Annotated in this window: 26 protein-coding genes and 4 pseudogenes; 19 read left to right on the forward strand and 11 right to left on the reverse strand. The window is 66.8% G+C overall.

Going from position 1 to position 24,307, the window contains the following annotated elements:
• Window positions 1–867: 867 nt before the first annotated feature.
• Window positions 868–1,134 carry a hypothetical protein gene (locus tag ASD79_RS05115; RefSeq protein ID WP_056719974.1) on the forward strand — a complete coding sequence of 89 codons (267 nt, stop codon included), beginning with the start codon at window positions 868–870 and terminating at the stop codon, window positions 1,132–1,134.
• Between the two features lie 22 nt (window positions 1,135–1,156).
• Here the strand turns inward: ASD79_RS05115 and ASD79_RS05120 are convergent.
• Window positions 1,157–2,168: pseudogene (locus ASD79_RS05120) on the reverse strand (NAD regulator); the annotation flags it as partial.
• Window positions 2,134–2,775: a YfbR-like 5'-deoxynucleotidase gene (locus tag ASD79_RS05125; protein ID WP_156400381.1), complete on the reverse strand. Its 642-nt coding sequence runs from the start codon at window positions 2,773–2,775 to the stop codon at window positions 2,134–2,136. The gene ASD79_RS05125 and the pseudogene ASD79_RS05120, both read right to left, overlap by 35 nt.
• Window positions 2,776–2,908: 133 nt before the next feature.
• Here ASD79_RS05125 and ASD79_RS05130 point away from each other — a divergent pair, with 133 nt between their 5' ends.
• Window positions 2,909–3,721 (forward strand): universal stress protein, encoded by an 813-nt coding sequence (locus ASD79_RS05130; protein WP_056719977.1) that lies wholly within the window; start codon window positions 2,909–2,911, stop codon window positions 3,719–3,721.
• A gap of 33 nt (window positions 3,722–3,754) precedes the next feature.
• Window positions 3,755–4,126 (forward strand): hypothetical protein, encoded by a 372-nt coding sequence (locus tag ASD79_RS05135; RefSeq protein WP_056719978.1) that lies wholly within the window; start codon window positions 3,755–3,757, stop codon window positions 4,124–4,126.
• Window positions 4,127–4,141: 15 nt separating this feature from the next.
• On the opposite strand, the gene ASD79_RS05140 is transcribed toward ASD79_RS05135, so the two are convergent.
• The 4 genes from ASD79_RS05140 to ASD79_RS05150 all read right to left on the reverse strand — a co-directional run bounded on the left by ASD79_RS05140 (window position 4,142) and on the right by ASD79_RS05150 (window position 7,160).
• Complete coding sequence (locus tag ASD79_RS05140) at window positions 4,142–4,981, reverse strand: hypothetical protein (protein ID WP_056719979.1); 840 nt, start codon at window positions 4,979–4,981, stop codon at window positions 4,142–4,144.
• A gap of 86 nt (window positions 4,982–5,067) precedes the next feature.
• Window positions 5,068–5,937: a MoxR family ATPase gene (locus tag ASD79_RS05145; protein WP_056719980.1), complete on the reverse strand. Its 870-nt coding sequence runs from the start codon at window positions 5,935–5,937 to the stop codon at window positions 5,068–5,070.
• 86 nt (window positions 5,938–6,023) lie between these two features.
• Complete coding sequence (locus tag ASD79_RS24555) at window positions 6,024–6,182, reverse strand: hypothetical protein (protein WP_200952278.1); 159 nt, start codon at window positions 6,180–6,182, stop codon at window positions 6,024–6,026.
• A 27-nt stretch (window positions 6,183–6,209) separates the two neighbouring features.
• Window positions 6,210–7,160: a LysR family transcriptional regulator gene (locus ASD79_RS05150; protein ID WP_056719981.1), complete on the reverse strand. Its 951-nt coding sequence runs from the start codon at window positions 7,158–7,160 to the stop codon at window positions 6,210–6,212.
• 111 nt (window positions 7,161–7,271) lie between these two features.
• Here ASD79_RS05150 and ASD79_RS05155 point away from each other — a divergent pair, with 111 nt between their 5' ends.
• Window positions 7,272–7,664 carry a nuclear transport factor 2 family protein gene (locus ASD79_RS05155; RefSeq protein ID WP_056719982.1) on the forward strand — a complete coding sequence of 131 codons (393 nt, stop codon included), beginning with the start codon at window positions 7,272–7,274 and terminating at the stop codon, window positions 7,662–7,664.
• Window positions 7,665–7,748: 84 nt separating this feature from the next.
• Here ASD79_RS05155 and ASD79_RS05160 read toward each other — a convergent pair whose 3' ends face one another.
• The 4 genes from ASD79_RS05160 to ASD79_RS05175 form a co-directional block, all read right to left on the reverse strand.
• A complete protein-coding gene (locus ASD79_RS05160) occupies window positions 7,749–8,075 on the reverse strand; it encodes a hypothetical protein (RefSeq protein WP_056719983.1) in 327 nt (108 codons plus the stop codon).
• A gap of 83 nt (window positions 8,076–8,158) precedes the next feature.
• Complete coding sequence (pseH, locus tag ASD79_RS05165; protein ID WP_056719984.1) at window positions 8,159–8,734, reverse strand: UDP-4-amino-4,6-dideoxy-N-acetyl-beta-L-altrosamine N-acetyltransferase; 576 nt, start codon at window positions 8,732–8,734, stop codon at window positions 8,159–8,161.
• Entirely contained in the window at window positions 8,731–9,450 is a 720-nt protein-coding gene (locus ASD79_RS05170) for an NTP transferase domain-containing protein (RefSeq protein ID WP_056719985.1), read from the reverse strand. The genes pseH (ASD79_RS05165) and ASD79_RS05170 overlap by 4 nt, the downstream gene beginning before the upstream one ends.
• Before the next feature lie 22 nt (window positions 9,451–9,472).
• Window positions 9,473–11,269, reverse strand: a complete 1,797-nt coding sequence (locus ASD79_RS05175) for a tetratricopeptide repeat protein (RefSeq protein WP_056719986.1) — start codon at window positions 11,267–11,269, stop codon at window positions 9,473–9,475.
• A 181-nt stretch (window positions 11,270–11,450) separates the two neighbouring features.
• Here ASD79_RS05175 and flbT point away from each other — a divergent pair, with 181 nt between their 5' ends.
• The 14 genes and pseudogenes from flbT to ssb all read left to right on the forward strand — a co-directional run bounded on the left by flbT (window position 11,451) and on the right by ssb (window position 21,892).
• A complete protein-coding gene (gene flbT / locus ASD79_RS05180; protein WP_007670955.1) occupies window positions 11,451–11,876 on the forward strand; it encodes a flagellar biosynthesis repressor FlbT in 426 nt (141 codons plus the stop codon).
• Window positions 11,836–12,198: a flagellar biosynthesis regulator FlaF gene (flaF, locus tag ASD79_RS05185; RefSeq protein ID WP_007670954.1), complete on the forward strand. Its 363-nt coding sequence runs from the start codon at window positions 11,836–11,838 to the stop codon at window positions 12,196–12,198. The genes flbT and flaF overlap by 41 nt, the downstream gene beginning before the upstream one ends.
• A gap of 350 nt (window positions 12,199–12,548) precedes the next feature.
• On the forward strand, window positions 12,549–13,367 hold the full coding sequence (locus ASD79_RS05190) for a flagellin (RefSeq protein ID WP_056719987.1): 819 nt from the start codon (window positions 12,549–12,551) through the stop codon (window positions 13,365–13,367).
• Between the two features lie 320 nt (window positions 13,368–13,687).
• A pseudogene (locus ASD79_RS24885) lies at window positions 13,688–13,893 on the forward strand (flagellin); the annotation flags it as partial.
• Between the two features lies 1 nt (window position 13,894).
• A pseudogene (locus ASD79_RS24890) lies at window positions 13,895–14,273 on the forward strand (flagellin); the annotation flags it as partial.
• 429 nt (window positions 14,274–14,702) lie between these two features.
• Window positions 14,703–14,911: flagellin (locus tag ASD79_RS25500; protein ID WP_368664859.1), on the forward strand; the 209-nt coding region annotated here is incomplete at its 3' end.
• Between the two features lies 1 nt (window position 14,912).
• Window positions 14,913–15,021, forward strand: a pseudogene (locus ASD79_RS23750) (flagellin); the annotation flags it as partial.
• A 239-nt stretch (window positions 15,022–15,260) separates the two neighbouring features.
• Window positions 15,261–15,452, forward strand: a complete 192-nt coding sequence (locus ASD79_RS24895; protein WP_235524331.1) for a hypothetical protein — start codon at window positions 15,261–15,263, stop codon at window positions 15,450–15,452.
• Window positions 15,453–15,622: 170 nt separating this feature from the next.
• Window positions 15,623–16,462 (forward strand): flagellin, encoded by an 840-nt coding sequence (locus ASD79_RS05205; RefSeq protein ID WP_056719990.1) that lies wholly within the window; start codon window positions 15,623–15,625, stop codon window positions 16,460–16,462.
• A 59-nt stretch (window positions 16,463–16,521) separates the two neighbouring features.
• Window positions 16,522–17,076, forward strand: a complete 555-nt coding sequence (pseH, locus tag ASD79_RS05210) for a UDP-4-amino-4,6-dideoxy-N-acetyl-beta-L-altrosamine N-acetyltransferase (protein WP_056719991.1) — start codon at window positions 16,522–16,524, stop codon at window positions 17,074–17,076.
• A gap of 169 nt (window positions 17,077–17,245) precedes the next feature.
• Window positions 17,246–20,089: a hypothetical protein gene (locus ASD79_RS05215; RefSeq protein WP_056719992.1), complete on the forward strand. Its 2,844-nt coding sequence runs from the start codon at window positions 17,246–17,248 to the stop codon at window positions 20,087–20,089.
• 82 nt (window positions 20,090–20,171) lie between these two features.
• The gene (locus tag ASD79_RS05220) at window positions 20,172–20,843 is read left to right on the forward strand and encodes a hypothetical protein (RefSeq protein WP_056719993.1); all 672 of its coding nucleotides are present in this window, start codon (window positions 20,172–20,174) and stop codon (window positions 20,841–20,843) included.
• Between the two features lie 15 nt (window positions 20,844–20,858).
• On the forward strand, window positions 20,859–21,245 hold the full coding sequence (locus ASD79_RS05225; RefSeq protein ID WP_056719994.1) for a hypothetical protein: 387 nt from the start codon (window positions 20,859–20,861) through the stop codon (window positions 21,243–21,245).
• Between the two features lie 143 nt (window positions 21,246–21,388).
• Window positions 21,389–21,892, forward strand: a complete 504-nt coding sequence (ssb, locus tag ASD79_RS05230; RefSeq protein ID WP_056719995.1) for a single-stranded DNA-binding protein — start codon at window positions 21,389–21,391, stop codon at window positions 21,890–21,892.
• 69 nt (window positions 21,893–21,961) lie between these two features.
• Here ssb and ASD79_RS05235 read toward each other — a convergent pair whose 3' ends face one another.
• The gene (locus ASD79_RS05235) at window positions 21,962–22,993 is read right to left on the reverse strand and encodes an LLM class flavin-dependent oxidoreductase (RefSeq protein WP_056719996.1); all 1,032 of its coding nucleotides are present in this window, start codon (window positions 22,991–22,993) and stop codon (window positions 21,962–21,964) included.
• Between the two features lie 209 nt (window positions 22,994–23,202).
• Between ASD79_RS05235 and ASD79_RS05240 the strand changes: the two genes are divergently transcribed.
• Entirely contained in the window at window positions 23,203–24,300 is a 1,098-nt protein-coding gene (locus ASD79_RS05240; RefSeq protein ID WP_056720097.1) for a fatty acid desaturase, read from the forward strand.
• The last annotated feature ends 7 nt before the right edge of the window (window positions 24,301–24,307 follow it).

Here is a 24,307-nt window from a genome sequence, read left to right on the forward strand (position 1 = left end):
GGCGGGCTCCTTGGGCGAGGTCGTCGGGCGTTCGCCCGATGGTAGACCGACAAGCTTCACGGCGCCACGGTCCGAGGCGGCGGAGATTCTTCCTTCCTCCTTGTGGGGAGGGCGCTCGCATATGCAAAAGCTTGTCATCCCGGACGGAGCGAAGCGAAGATCCGGGACCGCCGGAAACGCTGAGTTCACGCGTCGGTCCCGGATCTTCGCGCTGCGCGCTCGTCCGGGATGACAGGCTTTTTTCGCAGGAAATCCATAGGCGATAGCCCTCCCCATGAAGGGGAGGGAAAAGGATTTTATCTCCCCACCGCTCCCAGCGCATTTCCTCAACGATTACAGCGCCAAAAATCCCCTTATCCTCCCCCTCTCACGCCGCTTCATAATCTACCCACTTCGAGGCGATGGGGAGGGCGCTAGGCCTGCGACCTTCGCGGCCTCGGGGTGCGGTCGAGCGGGCGCGCTCGTCGGCGGCGGCTCCGCGAGGAGTCGTGACTTCGTCCATCTGGTGCTGGCCGAGCGCGGAACACGGATACGGCGTTGGATGAGGGCCGGGGAGACGACAGGCATGGGGAGACCCATGCGTTCCGGGACCGGGCTTCGTGGGCCCGGCCCGCCCGTCGGGGGCTAAGACTGGCGAGGCGTCAACAACGCCGACCGCTGGGCGCTCCTGGAAAACGGTCGCGCGGAGCGTCGGTCTGAGTCGAAACGGTATCTTCTTCAATAGCTTCCGGGCCCAGCCCGGCGCTCCGCAGCCCTCCCTAACTTCAGCGGCCCGCCGCGTGAGGCGGCCAGGCCGCGCCCACGATTGGGGACAGGCCCATGGGCCTGTCCCCGTCCGCGCCCATGCTCTGTCCAAGGAGACCCATCATGCCCCGTTCCCGAACCCACGCCCGTATCCGCGCGGCCAGGCTGGCGTCCGGCGAGATCCAGCCCGATCCCGAGCGCACTCCCGCGCGCATCGGCCATTGGTATCGCGAGGTCTGGAAGCGGATCGGCTACTTTCAGGACCGTGATCGAGGGCGGTCGGAATGGACGAGCCGCCGCGAGAGAAACTTGGCGATCCGGGTCGCGATCGCCAGGTGGCTGGCAGCCAGCTTGGCCGAGGAAAACGCGCCGGGCCAAGGCGATCGGTGATCCCCGCCGCCGGCGGCGACGCCTACTCCCGCAGCAGCGGCAGGCTCAGCCCCGTGGCCGGCCGCGCCGCCAGGATTTCGCGGCGGAAGCGGAACAGTTCGGCCGGGCGGCCGCCGGTGTCGGCGTCCTGGCGGCCCAGGCCCTCGACCAGGTCCTCGCGCTCGACCACGCGGCGGAAGTTCTGCTTGTGCAGCGGCACGCCGGCGATGGCCTCGACGGTGCGCTGCAGGGCCGAAAGGGTGAACTCGGCCGGCATCAGCTCGAACACCACCGGCCGGTACTTGATCTTGCCGCGCAGCCGCGACAGGCCGGTGGCCAGGATGCGGCGGTGGTCGGAGATCATCGGCTCGCCCAGGGCGGCGGACAAGGCGGCCGGCTCGGCCGGGTCATGGCCCTCGGCGCGGGCCCGGTCGCGGGCGGCCTCGGGGGCCAGGCCGGCCTCGTAGAGCAGCTCGTAGCGCTCCAGCACCCGTTCCTCGTTCCACGGCGCGCCGTCCAGGGCGAAGGCCAGGCGGGCGCGCGACCACTGGCCGGCGTCGTCGCCGGCCCAGCGGCGCAAGGCTGGGGCGATGGCGTGGTCGAGCAGGGCCGGGCGGCCATGACGCCAGTCCTCCCAGGGGAAGAACGCCGACCACGGGGCCCAGGCGGTGTCGGGGGCCTGGGTTTCGACGGCCGTGGGGGTCAGGCCCAGATAGCCGACCGAGACCACCCGCGCCGCGCCAGCCCCCATCTCGGCCCGGGGCGCGTCGCGGCCCTCGTCGCCGAAGGTGTAGAGCTGCTCGACATAGCCCAGCTGGAACCGGGTCTGCTCGGTGACGAAGGCCCGCAGGCCCAGTTCGAAGGTGCGGTGGGCCTGCGGGTCGAACAGGCCGAACGGCAGGCCGGGCAGGGGGCTGGCGACATCGGTGACCGCGTCGTGGGGGCGGACCGTCAGGACCACGGCCTCGCCGTCGCGGATGGCCACGACCACGGCCGACAGTCCGATGACGACCGGGCTGTTCATTCGGTCTCGAACGCTTCGCTCGGCGCGGATTCGAAGCCCGCCGCCTTGGACAGCACGTGAAAGCGCTGCACGTAGCGCGCCTGGGCCTCGAATGGCGGCAGGGGCGTGATCTTCAGGTCGTAGCCATTGGGCGGCGCGCCGAAGATAGCCAGGGACTCGGCGTGGTCGAAGCCGGCCAGCTGGGTGGCCTCGAAGAAGGCGCAGGCCCGGTCGGCCGACTTGATCAGCTTCTTGACCGGGGCGGGAACCTTCACCGGCAGGCCGAAGCGGATGTGGATGGCGTCCTCCAGCCGGGCCTCGAAGTCCTTGTAGCTGACCCCCAGGGCCGCCTTGAACGGGCTGATCATGTCGCCGATCACGTATTCGCTGGCGTCGTGCAGCAGGGCCGCCAGCCGCCATTTCGGTTCGAGGTCGGGCTTGATGTGGGCGGCGATCTCCTCGACCACCACGCTGTGCTGGGCCACCGAAAAGCCGTGCTCGCCGATGGTCTGGCCGTTCCAGCGCGCCACCCGGGCCAGGCCGTGGGCGATGTCCTCGATCTCGATGTCCATGGGCGAGGGGTCCAGCAGGTCCAGCCTGCGTCCCGACAGCATCCGCTGCCACGCCCTCGGTGGGCTTTTATGCAGCCCTTTGGCCACGAGATCGTTCCTTACAGTGAAGGTGGCCGCAGACGTGTTCGGCCGCCCTAGGTTTGACTGACCCATTGGTTGACAAAGATCAATGCGGAGCCGGTCGTCAGCTGTGGAAATGCTTGGATCAAGGAGATCGATCATGAGCTGGGCGAGAATCATGGCGCCGCTGGCCGGCGTGGCCGCCGACCGGGGCTTGCTGGCCTCGGCCAGGATCCTGGCCGAGGGTTTCGACGCGGAACTGGCCTGTGTCCACGCGCCCGCCGACATGGCCGACCTGATGCCCTGGATGGGCGAGGGCTTCATGGGCGGCGTGCAGGTCACGGCCCTGGAAAGCCTCAAGGAAGCCGCGGTCGAGGGCCGTCACTCGGTGGAAAAGCTGGTGGCTGAACTCGGCTACGCCCGGGCCAAGGCCGTCAGCCTGGATTCGCCGGTCTGGGCCGGTTTGGCCATGGAAGGCCGGCTGTCGGACGTCGTCGTCTTCGACAGCGCCGCGGCGCGCGGCAAGGGGCCATTGGCGGAGTGCTTCCAGCAGATGATCGCCGACGAACAGCGGCCCGTCGTGGTGGCCCGGCCCGGCCTGAAGGTCGGCGGGACCGTGCTGGTCGCCTGGGACGGCGGCAAGGAGGCCAGCCGGGCCCTGCGCACCGCCCTGCCGCTGCTGGAGAAGGCCTCGAGCGTGGTGGTGGCCGGCGCGCCGGACGCTTCGTCGCGCAGTTTCGACCTCGATCGCCTGGTCCAGTTCCTGGCGGCGCGCGGCGTCACCGCCACGGCGCGGGTGCTGACCGGTTCGGGCGACGCGGCCGGCCTGTTGCTGGGCGCGGCTCGCGAGGTGGGCGCCGACATGCTGGTGGCCGGGGCCTTCGGCCATCCGCGCCTGCAGGAGTTCATCTTCGGCGGCACCACGCGCAGCCTGCTGAACAGCGACGGCCCGTCGCTGTTCCTGTCGCACTAAGCGCCTGTTTTCAGAGAAGAAGGAGGACGTTCAATGTCCCTGTCGCGTATCGTCATGCGTCTGGCCCGCAATCCCGGCACCGAGTTCGCGGGGGGCGACGACCACCGGGGTTACGCCCTGACCGCGCCGCTGACCGAGGACGGGCTGCTGGACGCCGCCGCCTACGCCAAGGCCAAGGGCGAGTGCGTCGTGCGCCGTTTCGCCCCTGACGAAGCCGCCGCCGACGGCCGCCTGGCCCGCAAGGGCGAGCGCTGGTTCTTCGACTATGACGAGGGCGAGGACATCGACGACGAGCCGGTGCATCGCCTGGGCGAGCATCGGTTCGCGCTGGGCGAATATGTCACCGTCACCGACGAGGACGGTCGGCCCCTGACCTACAAGGTGATGGAGGTGACGCCGGTCTGAGGGGGCAAGTCGGCCTCACCCCCCGACGTTGTGTCTCACCAGCGTCTTCATGTCCTCGAAGATGTCGTGGTCGCTGCCGTCGCGGCCCTTGGCCTTGACGACCGCCACGGCCAGCGGGCCGCCCTTGGGGCCGCGGGCCTCGTAGCCGACCACGCGGTAGCCGCTGGTCGCCTTGTCGCTGGCCAGGATCAGGGTGGCGCGCACGCCGTCGCCGCGCTTGCGCTGGCGAATCTGGGCGCCGTCGTCGTTGGCGTGGATGTCGATATCGCCTTCGTCGTCGGTGCTGGACTTGACGCTGACCGTCGACTTGCCGGCGCTGGCGCGTTCGCTGACCCGTCTTTCGCTGTCGCCGTCGCGGATCGTGACGTTCTTGGAGACCTTGACCTCGGCCGAGCCGTCGTTGGCGTTGATCGTCAGCCCGCCGATCTGAATGTCGGCGCCCTTGTCGTGGGCGTCGATCTTGACGCCGGGCAGGCTGATCCTGGCGCTCTCGCCGCGCGGCTTGCCGCCGGGCGAGGCCGGGGGCGGCGGGGGCGCGGTCACGGCCGGCATCAGGGCCTTCAGGTCGGTCTCGATCGGCGCCAGGGCGGCCTCGGCGTCACCGCCGTTCAGGGTCACCAGGCGCAGGGCCACCTCGGCGTTCTGGCCCTCGTAGAGGCAGCTCTGGCCGTCGGCGGCGACGCTGACGCGCCGCAGTTCGCCCTGCTTGTCGGGGCAGTCGAGCTTGCTGATCGCCCGCAGCGGCTCATGCTTGCCCGGTCGCGTCGGCCGATCGTGGCGGACATCGACCCTGGGCGAGCAGGCGCCCAGAGCCACGAGGCTCGCGGCCGCGGCGAGCAGCGTCAGGTGTCGCATGAGATGTCCTCCCGTTCGGCGGGAAACTGGTCCTGCGACGACGGAAGGTCCAATGAAATCGCGGTAAGGCCGTGATCCCCCGAGGTCTATTGCCCCGGCCGCGCGCCGGAGCCCTCGCGACGGGCCAGGAAGGCCAGGCGCTCGAACAGGTGGACGTCCTGCTCGTTCTTCAGCAGGGCCCCGTGCAGCGGCGGGATCAGCTTGGTCGGATCCTTCTCGCGCAGTGTGGTTTCGTCGATGTCCTCGACCAGCAGCAGCTTCAGCCAGTCCAGAAGCTCGGACGTGGAGGGCTTCTTCTTCAGGCCCGGCACCTTGCGCATGTCGTAGAAGATCCGCAGGGCCTCGGCGACCAGCTTCTGCTTGATGCCCGGGAAGTGGACGTCGACGATGGCCTGCATCGTCGCCTCCTCGGGGAAGCGGATGTAGTGGAAGAAGCAGCGACGCAGGAAGGCGTCCGGCAGTTCCTTCTCGTTGTTGGAGGTGATGATGATGATCGGGCGCACCTTGGCGGCGATCGTCTCGTTGGTCTCGTAGACGTAGAACTCGTTGCGATCCAGTTCCTGCAGCAGGTCGTTGGGGAACTCGATGTCGGCTTTGTCGATCTCGTCGATCAGCAGCACGGGGCGCACGGGGGCCTCGAAGGCCTCCCAGAGCTTGCCCTTCTTGATGTAGTTCTTGACGTCCTTGACCCGCTCGTCGCCCAGCTGGCTGTCGCGCAGACGGGTGACGGCGTCGTATTCGTAGAGGCCTTGCTGGGCCTTGGTGGTCGATTTGATGTGCCAGGTCAGCAGCGGCGCGCCCATCGCCTTGGCCACCTCGTAGGCCAGCACGGTCTTACCGGTGCCAGGCTCGCCCTTGATCAGCAGGGGCCGTTCCAACGCCACGGCGGCGTTGACGGCGACCTTCAGGTCATCGGTGGCGACGTAGTCGGCGGTGCCTTCAAAGCGCGCGTTCATGCAAGTTTCCTGACGGCGTCTCGAAAGAGGACGCCTCGAACAGTTGTTCAAATCACAGGTAACCTACAGACCAACGGTCGCCGGGATCAAGCCGGCTTGTCGGTTTCCGTCGGCGGCGCGCGATGGCGGCGGGCGGCGGACGGCGGATCGCTGGCCGGGAAGCTGTCCTCCAGGCCTTCCTCGAGCTGTTCCTCGAGATCCTCGCGGGGCGCTTCGACTTCGGTTTCAGGCTTGGGATCGGACATCGGAGACCTCCTCGCGGCGAGGACTATCTAGGCATCGGGACCGGCCAGGTTCAATGGACATCGCCCGCCGCCGCCTTCCCGACGGATGGCGTCGATAAGCGCGCGGAGCGCTGGAGCCATCCGCCGCTGGGCTGGATAACAGAGATAGTAGCCAGGAAAGCGCGCCGACCAGGCCTCGAGCACAGGAACGAGTCGGCCTTCGGAAATGTGCCCATTGATCAGATGCTCGCTGGCGAAGGCTATGCCGAGCCCGTCTACCGCCGCCTGTACTCCGAACGCCTTCTCATTCGAGACGACCGGCCCTTCCACGGCGACCTCGAACCACTTGCCGTTCTCCATGAACTCCCATTTGTAGCGGGCCTTTTGCCCCGGCCATCGCCAGCCGATGCAGTTGTGGGTGAGCAGGTCTCGCGGGTGGGCTGGCGCTCCGCGCCGGGCGAGATACTCCGGTGACGCGACCGCGGTCTGACGCAAGTTGGGACCGAGTCTCACCGCGATGAGGTCTTTATCGATGACCTCGCCGATCCGAATGGCAACGTCATATCCCTCAGCCACGATGTCCACGACGGTATCGTCCAGCGTGACGTCGAGCACCACCAGCGGATAGGCGTTGTTGAAGGCCCGCAACATGGGCGTGAGGTAAAGCTCCGCGGCTGTGCGGAAGCAGTGCATCCGCACGGTCCCGGCAGGATGGGCCCGACCCTCACGCGTTTCGCTCAAGGCCTCCCCGAGCTGCTCGACGGCCGGTTTCACGCGCTCGAGAAGCTTGGCGCCCGCTTCGGTCAGGGAAACGCTGCGCGTGGTCCGATTTAGCAGGTTGACGCCTACGCGCTCCTCAAGCCCGCGGACCATCTGGCTCAGCGCCGAAGACGACACGCCGAGCTTCTCGGCGGCGCGACTGAAATTGAGCGAGCCGGCGACAGCCACGAACGCACGGAGCTGATTGAAGTCGCTAGCAGACGGCAGGGGAGCGTCCATGGTCGCCTTGGATTAGGAAGATCAACTTCAAACGCTGATTAGCGCGCGCCGGTTAAACACTGCCGCTCAACGTTCTAAAGGACAGCGGTTCTAGACTGTAACGGAGCCGACATGACCACGCTCGACACCCAATCGAAAGGCATAGGCGGGTTGGCCGACTTGGCCCAAACCTACTTCGACGCGGCATATGACATGGACGCCGACAAGTTCGCAGCCATCTTCCACGAGGCGAGCACCGTCACGCGCATGGGCGAAAATGACTCCGTGGTCGTTACCCCCATCGCCGCCTGGCTCGACACCGTTCGGGCGATGAAAGCGCCCCGACAAGCCGGCGTCGAGCGGCAAGACCGAATTATCTCCATCAATCTCGCCCGCAACATGGCGCTTCTTCAGCTCCGTCTTCGGATCCCGCCCCGTGAGGTTACGGACCTGCTGTCATGCTTCTTCATCAACGGACGCTGGCGGATCATCCAGAAGGTGTTCGAGGCTGAGCCCCTTGGTTGATCGATCGTCCTTGACGGGACTGGAAGCACACATCACGCGGCTGGCGCCGAGCCAGAAGTCGCTGCTCTCACCTAAGAGACGCATTCAGGCCTCGAAGTCCGCCGGCCGGTCCGCGTCATCGGCGATGGCGTCGTCCTCGTCCTCGGAAATGACGTCCAGCGGCTCGCGCTCGACATCCAGGCCTTCGTCGTCGCGCTCGGCTTCCAGCTCGTCGTCGATCTCGGCGAAATCCTCGTCGTCGAGGTCATCGAGGTCTTCCTCATCCTCGTCGCTGTCGCCCTCGGCCTGGGTGACATCGAGAACGTCCTCGATGTTGTCGAAATTGGCGATGTCCTCGCCATCGTCGGTGAGGTTGGTTTCATCCAGGACCTCGGCGGTGTCCTGGGCGTCGGGGTCTGTGTCGGTGGGCATGACGGGGCTCCTGGGCCTGCGAAGGCCCGCGCGCCTTCGCCGCCCGGATTCAATCCATCGCCCGTGGCGATGTTCCGTGACGTTCAGGCGAAAGGAAGGGCGTAGCCCTTGGCCAGCAGGCGCTGGGCCATCTCGTCCCGTCGGGCCGGCCAGTCCGTCGCCAGCAGCCCCAGCCCGACCACGTCGGCCGGCGCGCCGTCCTTGATCACGTGGTGGCGGAACAGCGCCTCGCGTTGGAAGCCGTAGCGTTCGTGCAGTTTCCAGACGGCCTCGTTGGTCAGCAGCACCTCGCACCAGAGTTTGCCGAAGCCCAGGGTTTTGAAGACGTATTCGATGACCCAGAACTCGATGTACGAGCCGACGCCCAGACCCCGCACCGAGGGGCTGGCCAGGTAGTAGGCCCAGGCGCAGCGGCGATTGTGCGGGTCGATGTCGGCCAGGTTGGCCAGGCCCACCGGCTCGCCGTCGACCTCGATCACCCAGTAGCGGCGGCGCGTGTCGCCGGCCATGCCGCCGAACCAGCGATCGTGCTCGGCCTGGCCGATCTGGTGGTCGGAATACATGAAGGCCGCGACCTCGGGGCTGTTACGCCAGTCGCGCAGCCTCCGGCGGTCGTTCTCGGTCACGTCGCGAAGCACCACGGTGTGCGAAGCGGTCATACGCGGCGGTCTCCCCCAAGATCGGCCAGGTCCGGCCGGCCGCGCACGAAGGCGCGCACGTCGTCGGACGTGAAGGCCGGATTCGCGGTGTACAGCCCAGCATACACCGCCCGCACGAAGTCCAGGTCGTCGGGGCGGTCCACCGTCCAGCGCACGTCGCCTTCGTCGGCCGCCTGCTCCAGACCCTGGATCCTGAACCGCTCCGGATGCCGGTAAAGGAATGGGGTGACGTGCTCGTGGTCGTAGGGATCGGACGTCTCGGCGGCGGCCACCTTCAGCGCCACGGCCTCGAAGACCTCGACGTCCAGGCCCTTGGGATAGCTGCGGCGGGCCGGGGTGTTGGAGGTGTAGTCGGCGCCCGAGCGCAGGTGCAACGCCAGGGTCTGGTCGATCAACGCCGGGTCGGCCAGTGGGCAGTCGGCGGTCAGCCGCACCACCGTACGGGTCGGGCCAAAGGTCTGGATCGCGCCCATGAACCGGCTCAGGACGTCGTCCAGCGAGCCCCGGAACACTGGGACGCCCGCCGCATCCAGGACGTCGGCGAGGGGATCGTCGCTGACCTGGTCGGACGTGGCGACGACGATCCGCCGCAGGTGCGTCGAGCGCCGCAGCCGTTCGATCTGCCGCAGGATCATCGGCGCGCCCGCCAGGTCGGCCAGGACCTTGCCGGGAAGCCGCGTCGACGACATGCGGGCCTGGAGGATGGCGAGCGGCAAGGGCGGTCCTCGGTCTGAGCGGCTAGGCGGGGTATCGGGCCTTCAGCGCCTCGCCGACTTCCTGCATCGTCGGATCCCAGTCCTTGTAGTCCGGCGTGATGAAGCAGCGGGTCTGCGGGTACCAGGGATAGGTCTGGGCGCCGAGCCGAGTCCAGGACGAAGCGCCCGTCAGCATCCAGATCGGCGCGCCGCAGGCGCCGCCCAGGTTGGTGGTGGCGTTCGAGAAGCCGACGATCAGGTCCATGGCGCAGCACAGGGCGGCGACGTCGTCGAGGTCCTGCTTCAGGTCGATGCCCGGCGGCTGCCAGATGTCGACGCCGAACTCTTCCCGGGCCAGGGCGATTTCCTCGGCGCAGTCGCCGTACTGCAGATTGACGAAGCTCAGTCCCGGCGTCTCGAACACCGGCCGCCACAGCCTGAAGGGCGAGAACTGCCGGGCGCGTTCGCCGTTCAGCTTCAGGCTCTTCCACAACAGGCCGACCTTCGGGCCCTTGGGGGCGTTCTCCAGCTCTCGCCGCCAATGCTCGACGCGGGCAGGATCGGCGATCAGGAAGTTCGGACGGTCCGGGAACGACGCGACGCTGGGGCGGAAGGTCTCCAGCAGCGTGCCCATCGGGGTCCACAGGTCGATCGCGCTCCAGTCCTCGATCTCCGGCGCGCCGCGATAGACCCGGCCCTCGTAGGAGACGGTGCGGTGGGCGGTGACGCTGGCCTGGGGGAAGGAGCGCTGGAACAGCGGGACCAGGCGGCGCTCGACGGCGATCGACAGCTTGCCCGCGGGGCCCAGGGCCTCGATGACGTCGGGCAGCATGTTGGCGAACATCACCTCGTCGCCCAGCCCCTGTTCGGCGCAGATCATCAGGGACTTGCCGGCCATGTCCATGCCCGGCTCCCAGCGCGCGCCCTCGATGGTGAAGCGCGGCGCCTCGACCAGATCCTTGGAGAAACGGCCCTCATAGACCTTCCAGCCTTCCTCCACCCGGCCCAGGGCCAGCAGGATGGTGGCGCGGCCAAACTGCATGGTGGCCAGGTCCTCGGCCGACTCGGCCACGGCGATGGCCGATTCGCAGTCGGCCAGGGCGCCCTCGACATCGCCCAGGTCGATCTTGGCGTAGGCGCGGTTGTGGTAGGCCTTGCCGAACTGCGGAGCCAGCCGCAGTGTCTCGTCGAAGAAGGTCACGCCGGTCTGGCCGTCGCCCAAGCTGCACATCACCGTGCCCAGGGTGTTCCACAGCAGCGGCTGCTCGGGATTGGCCTGGATGGCTGGGCGCAGGACGTCGATGGCCTCGTCGCAGCGGTTCAGCTCGCGCAGGGCGCAGGCCAGGTTGTTGATCCCCTCCAGGTCGTCGGGGCGTTCCCGCAGATAGTGGATGAAGAACTTGGCGGCGATTTCCGGCATGTCCATGCGGAAGGCCAGCCGCCCCAGGTCGCCGGCTACCGCCCCGTGGCGCGGCAGTAGCGTCAGGGCCGCCTCGTAGCAACGCATCGAACCGGCGAAGTCGCCGGTCTTTTCGCGGGCGATGCCCAGCACGTGCCAGGCCACGCCCAGCCGGTCGTCGCGCTCCAGCGCCTTGAGCGCCAGCTTCTCGCCCTTGGCGAAGTCGCGATTCTGCATGGCGTGGATCGACTGGGCCAGCAGCTTGGCGGTTTTTTCGTTGTGGACCTCGGTGGTTTCGCGGTTCAGGCGCGCCAAGGCGTCGACCGAGGCCGCGTCGCCGACGGCGGCGGCCTTGAACCCCAGATTGACGGCCTGGGCCACCGCTTCCTGGGCCATCGCCAGGGCGCTGGTCGAGATCTGGGCGTCGCGACTGCGTGACATGATTGAGGCCTTGGCGATTGGAGAGAGTCATCCTCTGGGTCAGTATGCTTAATTGTGTCCTAAGCTGCGTCTCACGGTCGCAGGTCTGGCAAGGGGACGTTAACCGCCTCCGCCTAGTTTCTGGCCGAGCCGTCATGTCGACGGGGTGGGGCGACACAGCAATGCAAGAGGGAGCGGCCCTGTGCCATTGAAGCTGTCGCTGAAACCCGGCGAGAAATTCGTGCTGAACGGGGCGGTGGTCCAGAACGGCGACCGTCGCGGCGTTCTGGTGTTGCAGAATAAGGCCTCGGTGCTGCGTGAAAAAGACATCATGCAGCTCGACGAAGTGACCACGCCGGCGCGCCACATCTATTTCCCGGTCATGATGATGTACCTGGACGAGGCGGCCGCCGAGCGTCAGTACGAAGAGTTCGCGACCCGTCTGACCGAGTTCATGGGGGTCGTCCGCAATCCGGTCGTGCTGAGCGACTGCATCGCGATTTCGAAGCATGTCATGGCGCGCGAATACTACCGGGCGCTGATGCTGAGCCGTAAGTTAATCGAATACGAAGATGAGAGGTTGGGGCATGTCTCTTCGGGCGTACCAGCAGACGGCGACGCGGACTGAAAACCCGCGTGAGATGGAGTACCGTCTGTTCGGTCAGGTGACGCGCGCCTTGATGGTGGCGTCGGAGGCTCCGACGGACGATATCGCGACGAGAATCGATGCGCTCGACTGGAACCGGCGTGTCTGGTCGGCGCTGGCGACCGACTGTTCGCTGCCCGAAAACACGCTGCCTATGCAGCTTCGGGCCAGCATCATCTCGCTCAGCCTGTGGGTCGGCCGTCACTCCAGCGCGATCATGCGCAAGGAGGAGGACTTCGAGCCCCTCATCGAGATCAACCGCATGATCATGCAGGGCCTGGCCGGTCGCGCCGACGCGGCCTAGCCAGAGCGTTTCCGAGCGAAGCGGATACCGGTTCGCGTGAAGAAAACATGCCAAAACAAAAGCTAGAGCGCCCGGCCTGATGTCATCAGGTCGGGAAACGCTCTAGGCGGGGAGGGCGGTCTCCGCCTCCCGTCAAAACCTCTCCGGTAAAACCTGCCGCCCGGCGAATTCTGCATTCGCCGGGCGGTTTCGCGTTCGGAGCTTGGCCGAAAAATACTCATTAAAATCAGTATATTAACTTTATTTCGAAGCGGGCGCCGAGTGGCCCGCCGCTTGCGATGGGTTCCGTGGGCAAAACGCCCGACCGGCAAAACGCCGGGGCACTCCTCCCAAAATGGCGAGCAACCACCATGATGAACTCGATCAACACCAATGCCGGCGCGATGATCGCGCTGCAAAACCTGAACGCAACCAACTCGGAGCTCCAAACCACTCAGCAACGCATCAACACCGGCAAGAAGATCGGCAACGCCAAGGACAACGGCGCGATCTGGTCGATGGCCAAGATGCAAAGCGCGACGTCGAGCTCGTTGAACGCCGTGAAGGACTCGCTCCAGCGCGGACAATCGACGATCGACGTGGGCCTTGCCGCTGGCGACACCATCACCGATCTGCTCGGCAAGATGAAGGAAAAGGCCCTGGCCGCTTCCGACACCTCGCTGAACACCGCTTCGTTCAATGCCCTGGTTTCCGATTTCACCTCGCTGCGCGACCAGATCACCAAGGCTGTCACCAACGCCAAGTTCAACGGCGTCAGCCTCGTGGACGGCACCACTTCCAAGTTGCAGTTCCTCAGCAACTCGGATGGCGTCGCCTACACGGTGAGCGCGAAGACCCTGTCGCTCGTCGGCCTGGGTCTGACCGCCGGTTCGACCTTCGCGAACGCCGCCGCCGCCAAGACCATGATCACCACCATGACCACGGCGATGACGACGGCGACGAACAAGTTGGCGAACCTGGGCACCAGCTCGACCGGCCTGGACATGCACTTGACCTTCGTGGGCAAGCTGCAGGACAGCCTGGACGCCGGCGTGGGCAACCTTGTTGACGCTGACCTGGCCAAGGAAAGCGCCAAGCTGCAATCGCTGCAGACCAAGCAGCAGCTGGGTGTGCAAGCTCTGTCGATCGCGAACCAGACGCCTCAGTCGATCCTTTCACTGTTCAAGTGATCGGGCGCTAGGCTCAAGGAAGCGATCAAAGCCGGACGGCCCACGGGCCGTCCGGCATTTCTTTTTTTTGGCCTGGGCTCGTCGAGGTTCTCCGATCCCGTCCTGAAGTTGCCCGGCAAAATCTGCCCATACGGCCAAATGCTCGGCAGTATTTGCCGGCCCGTGACGTGGTAAACAGTTCTATAACGTATTTATTTCAAGGGTTTGGCGATTTTTGCCTACTGGGCATCTTTGGCCCGGTCATTGCTTCCTGGTTCCTCGAGCAAAATGCTCCCGGCAGTCAAAATGACGTCGGATCCCTTGAATAGGAACCTGCCGAAATGGCTCTGAATAGCATCAACACGAACTCGGGCGCGATGATCGCCCTGCAGAACCTGAACGCCACGAACTCGGAACTTCAGGTCACGCAACAACGCATCAACACCGGTAAGAAGGTCGGCAACGCCAAGGACAACGGCGCGATCTGGGCGATGGCCAAGAACCAGTCGACCACCGCCAACTCCCTGAACGCCGTCAAGGACTCGCTNAAGAAGGTCGGCAACGCCAAGGACAACGGCGCGATCTGGGCGATGGCCAAGAACCAGTCGACCACCGCCAACTCCCTGAACGCCGTCAAGGACTCGCTGCAACGCGGTCAATCGACGATCGACGTGGCCCTGGCCGCCGGCGACACCGTCACCGACCTGCTGGGCAAGATGAAGGAAAAGGCCCTGGCCGCTTCCGACACCTCGCTGAACACCGCTTCGTTCAACGCCCTGAAGTCCGACTTCAACAGCCTGCGCGACCAGATCACCAAGGCCGTCACCAACGCCAAGTTCAACGGCGTCTCGATCGCTGACGGTTCGACCACCAAGCTGGCCTTCCTGGCCAATTCGGACACGGCTCCCCCACCCGACCCCTTCCGGGNTTCGTTCAACGCCCTGAAGTCCGACTTCAACAGCCTGCGCGACCAGATCACCAAGGCCGTCACCAACGCCAAGTTCAACGGCGTCTCGATCGCTGACGGTTCGACCACCAAGCTGGCCTTCCTGGCCAATTCGGACGGTTCGCAGTTCACCGTGTCCTCCAAGACCATTTCGCTGGCCGGCCTGAACATGACCGCCACGACGACCTTCACGGACGCCACGACCGCCAAGGCCATGATCGACACGGTCAGCAAGGCCCTGGGCACCGCGACCAACAAGCTGGCCTCGCTGGGCACCAGCTCGACCGGCCTGGACACCCACCTGACCTTCGTCGGCAAGCTGCAAGACAGCCTCGACGCNACAGCTCGGCCGCCCGGCTGTCGACACGGTCAGCAAGGCCCTGGGCACCGCGACCAACAAGCTGGCCTCGCTGGGCACCAGCTCGACCGGCCTGGACACCCACCTGACCTTCGTCGGCAAGCTGCAAGACAGCCTCGACGCCGGCGTGGGCAACCTGGTCGACGCCGACCTGGCCAAGGAAAGCGCCAAGCTGCAGTCGCTGCAAACCAAGCAGCAGCTGGGCATCCAGGCGCTCTCCATCGCCAACCAGTCGTCTTCGTCGATCCTCAGCCTGTTCCGNCAAGGAAAGCGCCAAGCTGCAGTCGCTGCAAACCAAGCAGCAGCTGGGCATCCAGGCGCTCTCCATCGCCAACCAGTCGTCTTCGTCGATCCTCAGCCTGTTCCGATAGGAACGAAGAAGGAGGCGGGCCCTCGGGTCCGCCTCCGCCTTTCCTTCGGGCATTGGCCGGAGGGGAGGGTCCACTAGAGGCGCGGCCGTGACCCGGCCGCGAGAGGAGTTATGGAAAACAGAGTTGCGTTGACGCCCGTCACGACCGAACCGTCCGCGCCCGCCTCGAATGCTCCATCCACCGCCCCGGGTTTCTCCGCGGGCGGCGCCGCCGTTTCTGCGCCCAAGGAAAAGCCGCCCGTGGCCGATGGGCCGCAGCCCGGCGACCTGCGCCTGGTGATCGAGCAGGACGCCACGACCGGCACCTACGTCTACAAGACGGTGGACCGGCGGACCGGCGACATCCTGCAGCAGTTCCCGCGTGAGGACGTTCTGCGGTTCATGCAGGCGGAGCACTACGGTCCGGGTGAGGTCTTCGACGGCCTGACCTGAAGGCCGCCCCGCGAGGCCAGCCATGCCGCGACCCGACGTCGCAGGCAAAACATGGTTTACGCGCGTTAACCATATTCTTACTCCCCGAGCCGCAGTCTCACGGTCGACCTGCTCGGCCGCCGAATCGCGTTCCGAGCCCCATTGGCAAGAAACGCCGTTCGGAGACTGTGATGACGCTCAGCGTGAACACCAATCAGCCTGCGCTGATCGCCCTGCAGAATCTGAACAAGACCAACGACGAGATGGCCGGCGTCCAGAGCCGCATCAACACCGGTCTGGCGATCTCCAGCGCCAAGGATAACGCGGCCGTCTGGTCGATCGCCCAGGACCAGCGCGCCGACCGGTCGGCCCTGTCGGCCGTGAAGATGAGCCTGGACCGCGCGACCTCGATCACCGACGTGGCCCTGGCGGCCGGGGAGTCGGTCTCGGACCTGCTGACCCAGATGCGCGAGAAGGTGGTCGCGGCCAAGGACACCTCGCTGTCGACCTCGTCGCGCAAGGCCCTGAACGCCGACTTCCAGGGCCTGCTCAAGAACATGACCCAGGTCATCAACAGCGCCACCTTCGACGGCGCCAACATCCTGAACGGCAGCCAGCCGGCCAACATCACCTTCCTGGCCGACGCCAACGCCGCCACCTCGATCACCCTGAGCCTGCAGAACCTGTCGCTGGGCGGCACGATCAACACCCTGACGGCGACCGACAACATCAGCACCATGACCCAGGCGTCCGCGGTGCTGACGCGCCTGGACGCCTCGCTGAGCGCGGTGAACCAGGCCGTGGGCTCGATCGGCTCGCAGGCCAAGCAGATCGAGGCCCACAACACCTTCATCGCCAAGCTGAACGATGTGCTGGAAAGCGGCGTGGGCAACCTCGTCGACGCCGACATGGCCAAGGAGAGCGCCCGCCTCCAGGCCCTGCAGGTCAAGCAACAGCTCGGCGCCCAGGCGCTGTCGATCGCCAACCAGGCGCCGCAGATCATCCTGTCGCTGTTCAACGGCGGCAGCTAGGCCTGACGCTCGGGGAATAGTAGACTTCCCGTGGCGGTGTTTGGGGAAAACGACTCGGCATGATCGACCTTCGCGATCTTACGGATGAGGACGAGGCGGTCCTGTTCAAGTGGCGGGGCGAGCCCGAGGTCGATCGCTGGATGTCCGATGCGGCCTTTCCCAGCCACGAGGCGCACGCCGCCTGGTTCCAGGCCCTGCGCACCGATCCCGACATGCGGGGCTGGATGATCGTCCGGTCCGGCGAGCCTTCCGGCCTCCTGACGCTCACGGGGCTGCTCAGCCATCACCGCAGGGCGGCCTGGAACTGGTTCCTCGGTTCGGCCGAAGCGCGGGGCAGGGGAGTCGGGCGGGCCGCCCAGGTGCTGGGCCTGGACCGCGCCTTCGGTGAGCTGGGCCTGCACAAGGTGTTCGCCGAGGTCATGGCCGACAACGACGCGGCCCTGAAGGCCCAGGCCGCCTCGGGTTTCCGGCGCGAAGGCTATCTGCGCGGCCACGTGTTGAAGAACGGCGTGCCGCGCGACGTGGTCCTGCTGGGCATACTGGCCGAGGAGTGGCGCGAGCTGGGCGGGGCCGTCCGGCGCTCCCTGACCGACGCCCACCTGATCGCCGCCTAGGGCCTTTGGCCGAGGCTAAGGCTCTAGATCAAACATTGGAGCGTGGCAGGCGCTGAAACCGCTCACACTTTCGGCCGCCGCGCTCCTGATTCATACGTCTTAACGAAACGTCAGCGTTCATCGCCCACAGTCGAATCGAGGGGCGTAGTGCGTCCCGTTGGGACACGCTGTGATCACTTTCGATTCCAGTCTTTTGCTCGGCTACTACCAGGCCAAGTCCGCTGGCCAGGCCGCGGGGGCGACGGCGTCGTCCAGCAGCATGTCCTCGTCACTGTCGTCTTCGACCAAGAAGACCGTGCCCAACGCGCCCTGGACCGCGGTGACCACTGAGCCCAGCGACATGGTCAAGGGCGCGCTCAACGGCCGCAAGTTCGTCGACGAGGGCGCGGCCGTGAACGCCGCCCCGACGATCAGCGGCGACTACAAGAAGCTGTTCGCCACCTACCAGGCGCTCAACACCCTCTCGGCGATCGCCAACCGGTCCAGCGAGAAGAACGTCACCGACAGCGAAATCAAGCGGCTGCAGGCGGTGTTCAGTAAGGGGCTGAACGAGGTCAACAGCTACATCCAGAACCTCAGCACCGACGGCATGCGCGTCACGACCGGCGCGGTCATGACCAGCGACAAGTCCAGTGTCGGCGTGCCCAAGAACAACTACGGCTACGTCACCGGCAAACTCTACAGCGGCAAGGTCGACGACGTGGTGCCCACCTTCGCGGGCGCCGTCAGCTTCACCATGGCGGTCAAGAAGTTCGGCGTCTCGACCAACCTGACCATGGACCTGTCGGAGATGGGGGCCACGCCGCGGACGATGGCCAACGTGGTCAGCTTCTTCAACAGCAAGCTCGACGCGGCCGGCTTCGACACCACTTTCGCCGTCGAGCGCACGGTCGGCCAGGAGCGGACCACCACGGTCAACGGCCAGACCGTCAAGCTGCCGGCCACCGGCGACGACTTCGCCCTGCGCATCCGCGGCGACTCGACCGAGGCCCTGACCTTCACCGCGCCGGCCCCCAAGCCCGCGGTCTACATCACCACCGCCGCTGGCAATCCCGATCCGGACAAGAAGCCCGAAACCGAAGACGCCAAGATCGAGAACACCCTGGTCAAGTACGGCCCCGGCACGGCCGGCCAGCCGGGGACCAAGATCTTCTCCGACACGCTGGAAGGCACCGTCGCCAACGTTCACAAGACGATGACCGGTCCGGACGGCTCGCTCTACGTGCTGGCCGACGTCGACGGGGCGGCCAGCAGCCAGACGATCAAGGGCGAACAGGACGTCGCCCTGCTGAAATACGACTCGGCCGGCAAGCTGCTTTATGCCCGCACCCTGGGAGCCGCCGACACCGCCACAGGCTACAACATGGCCATCTCCGCCGACGGCCAGGTGGCGATCGCCGGTTCGGTGTCGGGCCAGTTGTCGGGCGCGACCAACGGCCCGATCAACTCCGACTCGGCCGGTACGGTCACCGACAGCTTCGTCACGCTCTACGACGCCAAGGGCGACGAGACCTGGACGGTGCGCCGCGGCGGCATGCTGGAGGACGAGGCCACGGCCGTGGCCTTCGGCCAGGACGGCGTGGTCTATGTCGGCGGGCGCACCAAGTCGGACATGCCGGGCTCGGCCACCGGCGCCACGGCCGGCGGCTACGACAGCTACCTGACCGGCTTCGCCACCGACATCGCCGGCACGCCCAAGGCGCTGTTCACGACCCATTTCGGCAGCGCCGAGAACGACACCGTCGCCGGCATCGTCGTCAACGGCTCGCAGGTGGTGGTGGCCAGCAAGGAAGGCAGCGAGGCCATGCTTCGCAGCTTCAACGTCGCCACCACCGTGGTCACCGAGAACCGCACGGCGTTGAACGACAAGGAAGTCTGGGTCACGGCCCCGGTGACCTACACCAAGGCGGCCACCCTCACCACGGGCGCGACTCGCGACCTGGGCTCGTTGAAGGGCGGCAACATCGCCGGCCTGACGATCGACAACGGGCAACTCTACGTCGGCGGTTCGACCACCAACGGCGCCCTGACCGTCAACAACAAGACCGCGGTGGCGTCCGGCGGCTCGGACGGCTTCGCCGCCCGCGTCTCGCTGGACCTGACCAGCACCGCCCAGGACGCCCTGGCCTATTACGGCGGCACGGGCGACGACACCGTCACCGGCATGGCCGTCTCCAACGGCCAGGTCTGGCTGGTGGGTTCGGCCGGCAAGGACCTGGCGGGCCAGGCCACGGTCGGCGACAAGGACGGCTATGTCGCCCAGATGGACGTGGCCACGGGCGCGGTCTCCTGGCAGCAGCGCCTGACGGGCAAGGACGGCTACGCCACCCCGACCTCGATCGCGGTTGACGCCTCCGGCGCCAGCAGCCTGGACGTCTTCGGCCTGCCGCGCGGCACGATGGACTTCACTCAGTCGCAGAAGATCGTGTCGGCGACCTCGGCGCGGGCCGGCGACACCTTCCAGATCCGCACCCGGGCCCGCGGCACGCTGACCACGATCAAGATCGACGCCAACGACACGCTCGAAACCCTCGGCGACAAGATCCGCAAGGCTTCCGGCTTCGCCGCCAAGGTGGAATATTCCAGCTCGGGCAACAGCCGCAGCCTGCGGATCAGTCCTTCCCAGACCACCTCGACGATCGAGATCCTGGCGGGCAAGGGTGGCACGGACGTGCTCGAGGCCCTGGGCCTCAAGCCCGGCATCGTGCGCAACACCAAGATCGACGACGGCAAGACCGTCTCGGCGGATGGCAAGGGGCCGATCTACGGCCTGTCGCTGGACACCGGCCTGGACCTCACCGACGACACCGGCCGCAAGCTGGCCACGGCCGCCATGACCAAGGCCATCGCGGCGGTGCGCCTGGCCTATCGCGAGATGGCCGACGCCGCCAACGGCGTCGTGCCGGCCGATACGTCGACCGGCTCCGGCAAGACCGGCGGCACGGTCCCCACCTATCTGACCAACCAGATCGCCAACTACCAGGCCGCCCTGAACCGCCTGACCGGCGGCTAATCGGCGGAGCCGCGCCACCGAGTTGCGCCTTGCGTCTTCCCATGGACTTGAAAGCGTCATCGACGCGTCGTAGCCAGGGATCATGGAACTTCTCAAAGATCGACGCGTGTTGCTGGGCGGCGGCGCCGCCCTGGCCCTGATCGCGGGCCTCGGCATCGCCCTGGCCCTGATGCACGGCGGCAAGTCGCCCACCGAGGCGCCGCCGGCTTCGCGCGGCGGGCTGGTGGTCGAGACCGGGCGCGCCGACGACACCAAGCTCGATCCGGCCCGTCCGCTGCGTTGCTTCGTCGGCGGCCAGTTCGTCGGCGAGACCACCCTGGCCGAATGCGCCAAGAAGAACGGCGTGGCGACCGGGGCGCTCGACGTCGGCGTCGACGAGACCGGGGCCCTGGCGGCCGCCGACCAGGCCGGCCTGGTGCTGACCCCGCTGCCGCCGCCCGCCGAGACCGTCGCGGTCGCCGCGCCCGCCGCGACCACGACCGCGCCGACCCCGGCCGCCGCCTCCACGCCCCTGGCGGTCTGCTGGCGCTACGCCGGTGGCGAATGGCGCAAGCAACCAGGCGAGATCACCCTGAACGCCTGTGTCCAGCAGCTCTACAGCGGCAAGTGCGAGCGTCCCGGCGGCGCGACCTACGGCCGTTGGGGCGACGAGACCCTGCGCCGGGTCCCGGGCCGGGTGGAGTCGTCGTCCGACAACCGCACTTTCCATTCGATCATCGAACAGGGGCCAGACTGCTCCATCCCGTCGGTTTAGAGAGATCGTAAGACCATGCGCCCGTTTTCCATCGTCGCCGTCTCCCTTCTCGCCGCCGCCACGGCCCTGACCGGTTGCGTCAAGCAGACCAAGGCCCCCTTCGAGAGCGGCGTCTGCATGCACGTCGTCGAGCAGAAGGACGGCACGCTGAAATACAATCCGGTCGCCCGCAATGTCCCGGGCATGGAGCAGTGCGCCGCCGAACTGGAGGGCATGCGGATCCGCTTCATCCGCATGGGCAGCCCCATCCGCGAACTGACCGGCGCCTATCAGGGCAAGTTCATCTTCGTGCAGAAGGACGGCATCTATCTGGGCGACACCTACGAGGGTGCCCGGTTCATGTCGCTGGTCCGCACCGGCGACGGCCGCCTGGCCGTGCCCGGGGCCATGCCCGCGCAATAGGCGTGGCTTTCGGCGGTGGATAACCCGGGCGTTCCACAGGAACGTTAGTGGAACAAAGCTTGATTTCGCTTTTAAGAACCCGTTAACGTCCGCGTCAGATTCCGGCGCGATGGGTCGCCGGGCGTGAACAGGAAATTCCGCCTATGGCAGGCAGCGTCAACAAGGTCATCCTGGTGGGCAACCTCGGGGCCGATCCCGAAATCCGCACCCTCAGCTCGGGCGACCGCGTCGCCAACCTGCGTCTGGCCACCTCGGAAACCTGGCGCGACCGCACCTCGGGCGAGCGCAAGGAAAAGACCGAATGGCACCGCGTGGTGATCTTCAACGACAACCTCGTGAAGGTCGCCGAGAGCTATCTGCGCAAGGGCTCGACGGTCTATATCGAAGGCGCGATCCAGACGCGCAAGTGGGCCGACCAGAGCGGCGTGGAAAAGTACTCCACCGAGATCGTGCTGCAGAAATTCCGCGGCGAACTGACCATGCTGGGCGGTCGCGGCGACGGCGCCGGCGCTTCGGCGGGCGGTGGCGACCAGGGCTATGACAGCGGCTACGGCGGCGGTTCGAGCGGCGCCGCCGCGCCGCGCAGCCAGCCCAGCGGCCCGCGCGAAAGCTTCTCGGCCGACCTGGACGACGAGATCCCGTTCTAGGTCCCGGCCTGAACGCATCGAGACGATGAGCGGCCAGTTCCTGTCGGAACTGGCCGCTTTTTCTTGGCGTTAGCCCACCAATTCGCGAACCCGGGGGATGACCCGTTCGCCATAGAGCGCGATGCAGCGCATCAGCTTGTCGTGGGGCAGGGACCCGGCGCTGTACTTCATCTGGAAACGCTGGACGCCCAGAGCTTGGACCGTGGTGGCGATCTTGTGGGCCACCGTCTCGGGCGAGCCGACATAGAGCGAGCCGTGGTCGGCCTCGGCCTCGAACTCGGCGCGGCCCATCGGCGGCCAGCCCCGCTCGGCCCCGATCCGGTCGCGCATGCGCTTGTAGTCGGGCCACAGCTCCTCGCGAGCCTGCTCGTCGGTGTCAGCCACATAGCCGGGCGAATGGACACCGATGGGGCGCGCCGGCCGGCCCAGTTCGCCGAACGCCCGATGATAGAGATCGACATAGGGCGCGAACCGCTTGGGATCGCCGCCGATGATCGCCAGCATCAGCGGCAGGTCGTAGCGGGCGGCGCGAACCACCGATTCCGGACTGCCGCCCACGCCGATCCAGGTCTTCAGCGGCGCGGATTCGGTTTGGGGAAAGACCGCCTGGTCGACGAGCGGCGGACGAAACGCCCCGCGCCAGGTCACCGACGGCTGGCGGATCAGCGCCGCGAACAGGTCGAGCTTTTCCTCGAACAGTTGGTCGTACTGCGACAGCTCGAAGCCGAACAGCGGGAAGGATTCAGTGAACGATCCGCGCCCGAGGATCACCTCGGCCCGGCCGTTCGAGACCGCGTCCAGGGTCGAAAAGCGCTGGAAGACGCGGATGGGGTCGTCGGAACTGAGCACCGTCACCGCCGAGCCCAGCTTGATCCGGCTTGTCTGGCCGGCGATCGCCGCCAGCACGATCTCGGGCGACGAGACCGCGAAATCGACGCGGTGATGTTCGCCGACCCCGAAGAAGTCCACGCCCAACTGGTCGGCCAGCACCGCCTCGGCGACGACGTCGCGGATGACCCGCGCCTGCGGCAGCGGCGCGCCGTCCGGTCCGGTCGTCACGTCGCCAAAGGTGTCCAGGCCAAGTTCCAGCGTCTGCGTCATCGGATCTCCATGGAATCTCGCGCCACGAACTGGTCGCGGCGCCTCGAGGAAGGTTGAATGTTCGACACAGATGGTGTTGCAGTTCGGCGCGACAATGGCTGGCGTTCCGGCGCATCGCGGTTTGCTTTAAGGGACGAAAGCTAAGGGCGAACGCCTATTCGGACGTTCGCGGATTGAATTTCGCCGGCGACGGGCCCAAGTCGGAGGCCGTGACGACGAAGTTGAGGCGTGAGGACAGCGTGGGCTCGACCACCGCGAAAGACGAGGTCGGTCTGGTCCGCCAGGCTCACGCCCTGACGGCGGACCTGACCACGCCCAGCCGGGCGTTCTACTGGGCGGACCTGATCCTGACCGCGGCCGCCGCCTGGGGCGGCTTGGCGCTGTCCGCCACGACGCGCAGCCTGCCCGTGGGCCTCGTCGCCGGCCTGGTCAGCCTGCTGGCCCTCTATCGCGGCCTGAGCTTCATCCACGAGATCAGCCACCTGCGCCCCAGGGATGTGCCGGGCTTCCGGCTGGGCTGGAACCTGCTGGTCGGCGTGCCGCTGATGACACCGTCGATGATGTACGAGGGCGTACACAACCTGCACCACGCCAAGGACCGCTTCGGCACCCCTCGCGACCCCGAATACCTGCCGCTGGGCCGTTTCTCGCAAGCCAAGCTGGCCGGCTTCGCCCTGATCTCGCTGCTGGCCCCGCTGGGGGTGATCCTGCGCTCGGGGGTTCTGATCCCGCTGTCCTTCATGCTCCCGGCCGTGCGCCGCATGGTCAAGACCAAGCTGTCGGCGCTGGTGATCAATCCCGATTTCGTGCGCGAGGACAACGACAAGACCCGTCCCGACTGGCTGGCCCAGGAGGTCGGCTGCTGGCTGTGGTGCTGGGGCGTCGCGGCGCTGACCGTGGCGGGCGTCGTGCCGCTCCGCGTGGTGGCGACCTGGTTCGCGGTGTTTTCGCTGGCCACCTTCGTCAACCAATTGCGCACCCTGGTTGCCCATTACTGGCAGAACGACGGCGAACGGATGAGCTTCGAAGCGCAGTTCCTCGACTCGGTCAACGTGCCGCCGCCGGCCCTGCTGCCGTTCCTGTGGGCCCCGGTCGGGCTGCGCTACCACGCCCTGCATCACTTGCTGCCGCGCCTGCCGTACCACAACCTCGGCAAGGCCCACCGGCGGCTGTCGCGAGAGCTGGCGGCCGCCTCGTCCTATCACCGCGTCGAGGAAGCCGGGCTGACGCCGGCTCTGATCAAGCTGTTCCGGCGCGTGAAGTCGAACCGCGTTCCAGCCGAGGTTCGAGCCGCGCGTGTTCCCTGAAACATGA

It is taken from the genome of Caulobacter sp. Root655, assembly GCF_001427665.1.
In the GTDB taxonomy this organism is placed as follows: domain Bacteria; phylum Pseudomonadota; class Alphaproteobacteria; order Caulobacterales; family Caulobacteraceae; genus Caulobacter.

Excerpts from the sequence above, each read along its gene's own strand:
- ASD79_RS05115 (WP_056719974.1), top strand. The coding sequence starts at position 868 with ATGCCCCGTTCCCGAACCCACGCCCGTATCCGCGCGGCCAGGCTGGCG.
- ASD79_RS05130 (WP_056719977.1), top strand. The coding sequence starts at position 2,909 with ATGAGCTGGGCGAGAATCATGGCGCCGCTGGCCGGCGTGGCCGCCGAC.
- ASD79_RS05135 (WP_056719978.1), top strand. The coding sequence starts at position 3,755 with ATGTCCCTGTCGCGTATCGTCATGCGTCTGGCCCGCAATCCCGGCACC.
- ASD79_RS05140 (WP_056719979.1), bottom strand. The coding sequence starts at position 4,981 with ATGCGACACCTGACGCTGCTCGCCGCGGCCGCGAGCCTCGTGGCTCTG.
- ASD79_RS05145 (WP_056719980.1), bottom strand. The coding sequence starts at position 5,937 with ATGAACGCGCGCTTTGAAGGCACCGCCGACTACGTCGCCACCGATGAC.
- ASD79_RS24555 (WP_200952278.1), bottom strand. The coding sequence starts at position 6,182 with ATGTCCGATCCCAAGCCTGAAACCGAAGTCGAAGCGCCCCGCGAGGAT.
- ASD79_RS05150 (WP_056719981.1), bottom strand. The coding sequence starts at position 7,160 with ATGGACGCTCCCCTGCCGTCTGCTAGCGACTTCAATCAGCTCCGTGCG.
- ASD79_RS05155 (WP_056719982.1), top strand. The coding sequence starts at position 7,272 with ATGACCACGCTCGACACCCAATCGAAAGGCATAGGCGGGTTGGCCGAC.
- ASD79_RS05160 (WP_056719983.1), bottom strand. The coding sequence starts at position 8,075 with ATGCCCACCGACACAGACCCCGACGCCCAGGACACCGCCGAGGTCCTG.
- pseH (WP_056719984.1), bottom strand. The coding sequence starts at position 8,734 with ATGACCGCTTCGCACACCGTGGTGCTTCGCGACGTGACCGAGAACGAC.
- ASD79_RS05175 (WP_056719986.1), bottom strand. The coding sequence starts at position 11,269 with ATGTCACGCAGTCGCGACGCCCAGATCTCGACCAGCGCCCTGGCGATG.
- flaF (WP_007670954.1), top strand. The coding sequence starts at position 11,836 with ATGTCTCTTCGGGCGTACCAGCAGACGGCGACGCGGACTGAAAACCCG.
- ASD79_RS05190 (WP_056719987.1), top strand. The coding sequence starts at position 12,549 with ATGATGAACTCGATCAACACCAATGCCGGCGCGATGATCGCGCTGCAA.
- ASD79_RS05205 (WP_056719990.1), top strand. The coding sequence starts at position 15,623 with ATGACGCTCAGCGTGAACACCAATCAGCCTGCGCTGATCGCCCTGCAG.
- pseH (WP_056719991.1), top strand. The coding sequence starts at position 16,522 with ATGATCGACCTTCGCGATCTTACGGATGAGGACGAGGCGGTCCTGTTC.
- ASD79_RS05220 (WP_056719993.1), top strand. The coding sequence starts at position 20,172 with ATGGAACTTCTCAAAGATCGACGCGTGTTGCTGGGCGGCGGCGCCGCC.
- ASD79_RS05225 (WP_056719994.1), top strand. The coding sequence starts at position 20,859 with ATGCGCCCGTTTTCCATCGTCGCCGTCTCCCTTCTCGCCGCCGCCACG.
- ssb (WP_056719995.1), top strand. The coding sequence starts at position 21,389 with ATGGCAGGCAGCGTCAACAAGGTCATCCTGGTGGGCAACCTCGGGGCC.
- ASD79_RS05235 (WP_056719996.1), bottom strand. The coding sequence starts at position 22,993 with ATGACGCAGACGCTGGAACTTGGCCTGGACACCTTTGGCGACGTGACG.